We start from the raw sequence: 4,010 nt of genomic DNA on the forward strand, positions 1-4,010 counted from the left end.
ATACATTACGGCGAGACGCTAATGTTGGAGGGACTGATCCCCTCGATCGGGACCGTCGGTGACGCCCTGGACAACGCGCTGTGCGAAACCACGATCGGGCTCTACAAGACCGAGTGCGTGCGCCCTGGCTCCCCGTTTCGCGTCGTGCCCGATCCGAACCCTCGCTGACCTGGAGAACATGACCTCGGCGTGGGTTAGCTGGTACAACGAGCGGAGGCTCATGCACCGCCTGGGCTCGCATCCCACCGGCCGAAGCCGAGGCTGAGTACTACGCTCGACTCCAGGCCGGAGAGCAACACCGGTCACACGTAACGAGGTGTGCATGAAACCGGGGATGCTTCAGTGTCGCCGTCTTCACAGCTGTGAGTGGTAATACGGTTGGACTCAGCGCAGTGCGGTGTCCGCGTGGTGCTGCTTAAAAGTTACCGGTTTGCCGACGGAATTACTGATGTCCGCGTGTGAGACTTCCGCGGTCGGACTGCCGGCACTGTCTGCTCCACAGCGACACAACCCAACTCGCCGAACGCCCTGAATTGCGAAGAGTCACTAGTGGTTTCGCGCTGTGAGTTCGCGTTGTCAATGCAAATCCGCCCATGGATGGAGGGACTTCGGGCGCTTACCTAGTCGTGATCAGGCGCGCATCTTGTTGGACGAGAAACGGATTGATCAGGTCGACCACGATCCAGTGCCTTGACTCATCTACGGCGGTGATCACACCGAGGTTGTAGATAGCTCCATCAAGCTCAACAGTGACCGGAGACCCGAGCACCCACTGCTCGATGGGCTTGGTGGTGTCGTCTGCCGCCACGACGACGCGAGCCACGCCAGCGGGCAGGTCCTTCAGATCCGGCGTGGAGGCTGGGTCGAGCACGTGTCCCGTGACGACGACTCCGTCGACGTTGCTCCACCTCGCAGACGCCTTGTGCTGTTCGACTGGCTGTACCGCCTGAACGGTTGCGCCTGTCGGCATCTGGTCGTTGACTTTGACGTCCACCGGAACCGCCCAATCTGGCTGACCGGAAGTGAACACCGCGAGGGGGGAAGTCGGGATCGTCCACGGTTCGTTGGCAACTGCTGGTTGTACATCGCCCGGGGCGACGTAGGTGATTTCGCCTACGTTGGTTCGACGGGGTGGTTGGCCGGCGGCCTGAATCTTCATCACCGACACCGGCGCATGTGCAGCACCTTGGGCACATTGCGCCGCGGTGATGAAGCCCGGCAGCCGCTGACCGCCATGGTTCGCGTCCGGGTAGTCGATATAGAAGCCGGCTTTGCACACCATGGTGGCGGCCTCGTCACCAACCATGATTGGAGACCCTGGTTGCAGCGCGGTCACTGGCCCCGACGTCAACGTCGGCGCGTTGATCGACGGCGGGGGTGGGGCAAATGAGGCGGAGGACTTCGCGCTCGATGACGTTGTGCCCGAAGACTTGTCGCTGGCATTAGATGCGCACCCGACGGCGCCCAAGAGAAAGGTCAGGATGATCGACGCCGCTACCAATAACCTTGCGGCGCTAGCCTTTCTCATGTTTTCGCGCTTGGCGAGGGCCAGCCAGGAGACGCCGGCAGGGTCGGGAACAACGACCGGTCATATTCTTGGCCCATTACAAAATCGCGGTGCGGGGGCGCCTTCGCGACACAGGTATCTTCGTCTTGGACATAACCCGGCCATTCCCACTCCCGCCCCATTCCAGGCTGGGCGTACCACCCGCCCTCGCGGCTGGTGATCCTCCAACCAGCGAAAACATCGACCGACGGCGCGCGCGCCGGCCCCTGCTGAGCGGGCAGTGGCGGCGCCGGCCTGGCAGGAGCGGTCATGGTGATCCGCATCGCCGCGATACCTGTATCCGGGCCTGGCCTTGCAACATGCGGGTAAACATATTCTCGGCCAAAACGGCCCTCATTAGCACTGCCGAATGTGTATTCGCAGACAATGACCGTGACATCACGACCGGATGCTGTAACAGACAAGAGGTGGTCCTGCTGCGTGCCCACCCACGGCCGGTCCGGCGAATCGCCGGTCTGTGGCCACAGATACTGTGTGCCGATCGGATCGTAGATGGACTTGTTGGAATCAACCGACTGCCTAAATCCCGGGTACAGATACTTGCCATCGCTCGCAGCGGAGGCCAGCGTGAACGACTCGGCGTAGGCACGCACCACCACAGCGGGCCAAGCGGTCACGTCGATACCGGGTTCAGCCGTCCACACCATGGTGAAGTCGTCGAGCACCGCAGGCCCGCCCGCCGGCGGCGCCGCGGACGTACTGGTCGGACCTCCACCCAAGCCCCCACCCGAGCCACATCCGCCGGCCAAAAGCACAGCGGCTGCCAAAAACGCTGCGACACTTGCCTTTCTCATGCACTCGCGCTTGGCGAAGGCCAGCCAGGAGAGGGCGGCAGGGTCGGAAACAACGCCCGGTCATATTCCTGCCCGGGTATCAAATCGCGGTGTGGGGGTGCTTTCGCGACACAGGTATCTTCGTTTTCGACAGCATCGGGCCATTCCGACCAGTCTCCAGATCGAGCGAAATACCCGCCCTGGTGGCTGGTGATCCTCCAACCGGCGAAAACATCGACCGACGGCGCGCGCGCCGGCCCCTGCTGGGCGGGCAGCGGCGGCGCCGGCTTGGCAGGAGCGGTCATGGTGATCCGCATCGCCGCGATACCTGTATACGGGGACGGCCTTGCAACATGCGGGCGGATCCATCCTTGGCCGAAACGGCTTTCGCTGGCAGCGCCGAACATGTATTCGCAGACAATGACTGTGGCGTCACGACCAGAGGTTGTAACGGACAAGATGTGGTCCCGCTGCGTGCCCAACCACGGGGGATCCCGCGGGTCGTCGGTTTTTGGCCACAAGAACTGTGTGCCGATCGGATCGTCGATGGACTTGTTGGGATCAACCGACTGCCTAAAACCCGGATACAGATACTTGTCATCGCCCGTAGTGGAGACCAGGACGAACGACTCGGCGTAGGCGCGCACCACCACAGCGGGCCACGCGGTCACGTCGATACCGGGTTCAGCCGTCCACACCATGGTGAAATCGTCAAGCAACGCAGGCCAGCCCGCCGGCGGCGCCGCAGACGTACTGGTCGGACCTTCACCCGAGCGCCCACCCGAACCACATCCGCCGACCAACAGCACAGCGGCTGCCAACAACGCTGCGATGGTTCGCAACTCGAGCCGGATTCGCATCACTTCCTACCCTGATCGGGGTGCGGAACACCAACAATATCGTCATAGCGGCTGACCAACCCCACATCCGCGGAGAAGCGCTCGCTGGGCGGCCTGGGTTCGAGCGACTGCGACAAAGCGGGACCAATCACGCTGTTGTATTCACCGGCGGTAACGCCCAGCTCTTCCGGCGTCGCGATTCGCCCGTTGGGGTGGTCGTGGTCATAGATGATGTAACCGGGCGGCAACCCGGCGACGGTGTGTCCTGTTCCGAGCATGGCGTTGAGGATCTCTTGGTCGGCCATTCCTAAAGACATGGGTTGTATCGGATTTTCGGTCGGCGCAGTCGGTGTCGGTCCAAGGATGGCGTTTTCCAGGTTGTGGCCGAGGATGCCGATCGTAGGGCCGGCGATGCGGCCGACTCCGGGGATAAAGCCACCTGCTGTGGTGAGACCTTGCAAGCCAGTTTCATACGCCGATTTCTTGGACTGGTATTCCGAGACGCCCTGGTGATAACCATTGTCCTCGTTGGCTTGAAACGCATTGTGTGTGCCGACGTCGACCAACGCCCGCAAAGTTGCGGCATCATACAAATGCTGGTCGTAACCCGAATGGGTGGGATCGTAGACCTCCCCCGGTTTCCCGGAGACTTTTCTATCTGGGACCGACTCCCTCGAGTTGGAGGGTAGCTCGCTTGGGGGTCATGCTGCTGCTGGCTGGTCTTCCAGGCAGCTTCGTACTCGTCGGGTGAGAGTCCGTCGAGGCCTTCTTGGATGCGACGTGGGTTGTACCATCCGTCGATGTAGCGGAACAACATCCCCTGCGCTTGTG

Annotated in this window: 4 protein-coding genes and 1 pseudogene; 1 reads left to right on the forward strand and 4 read right to left on the reverse strand. The window is 62.0% G+C overall.

All coding sequences use genetic code 11. From position 1 onward, the window contains the following. Positions 1 to 312 (forward strand): annotated as a pseudogene (locus tag EET03_RS15085) (integrase core domain-containing protein); the annotation flags it as partial. A gap of 304 nt (positions 313 to 616) precedes the next feature. Here EET03_RS15085 and EET03_RS31585 read toward each other — a convergent pair. The 4 genes from EET03_RS31585 to EET03_RS15105 form a co-directional block, all read right to left on the reverse strand. Beyond that, positions 617 to 1,306 (reverse strand): hypothetical protein, encoded by a 690-nt coding sequence (locus EET03_RS31585; RefSeq protein WP_075542448.1) that lies wholly within the window; start codon positions 1,304 to 1,306, stop codon positions 617 to 619. A 218-nt stretch (positions 1,307 to 1,524) separates the two neighbouring features. After that, on the reverse strand, positions 1,525 to 2,361 hold the full coding sequence (locus EET03_RS15095) for a hypothetical protein (RefSeq protein WP_075542446.1): 837 nt from the start codon (positions 2,359 to 2,361) through the stop codon (positions 1,525 to 1,527). Next, positions 2,358 to 3,200: a hypothetical protein gene (locus tag EET03_RS15100; protein ID WP_425271527.1), complete on the reverse strand. Its 843-nt coding sequence runs from the start codon at positions 3,198 to 3,200 to the stop codon at positions 2,358 to 2,360. The genes EET03_RS15095 and EET03_RS15100 overlap by 4 nt, the downstream gene beginning before the upstream one ends. Beyond that, positions 3,200 to 3,772, reverse strand: coding sequence for a hypothetical protein (locus EET03_RS15105; RefSeq protein ID WP_244232375.1), 573 nt, complete (start codon positions 3,770 to 3,772; stop codon positions 3,200 to 3,202). The genes EET03_RS15100 and EET03_RS15105 overlap by 1 nt, the downstream gene beginning before the upstream one ends. Between the last annotated feature and the right edge of the window lie 238 nt (positions 3,773 to 4,010).

This window comes from Mycobacterium innocens (genome assembly GCF_900566055.1).
Taxonomy (GTDB): Bacteria; Actinomycetota; Actinomycetes; order Mycobacteriales; family Mycobacteriaceae; genus Mycobacterium; species Mycobacterium innocens.

Coding starts and splice junctions, on each gene's coding strand:
- EET03_RS31585 (WP_075542448.1), bottom strand. CDS start 1,306: ATGGTTGGTGACGAGGCCGCCACCATGGTGTGCAAAGCCGGCTTCTAT.
- EET03_RS15095 (WP_075542446.1), bottom strand. CDS start 2,361: ATGAGAAAGGCAAGTGTCGCAGCGTTTTTGGCAGCCGCTGTGCTTTTG.
- EET03_RS15100 (WP_425271527.1), bottom strand. CDS start 3,200: ATGCGAATCCGGCTCGAGTTGCGAACCATCGCAGCGTTGTTGGCAGCC.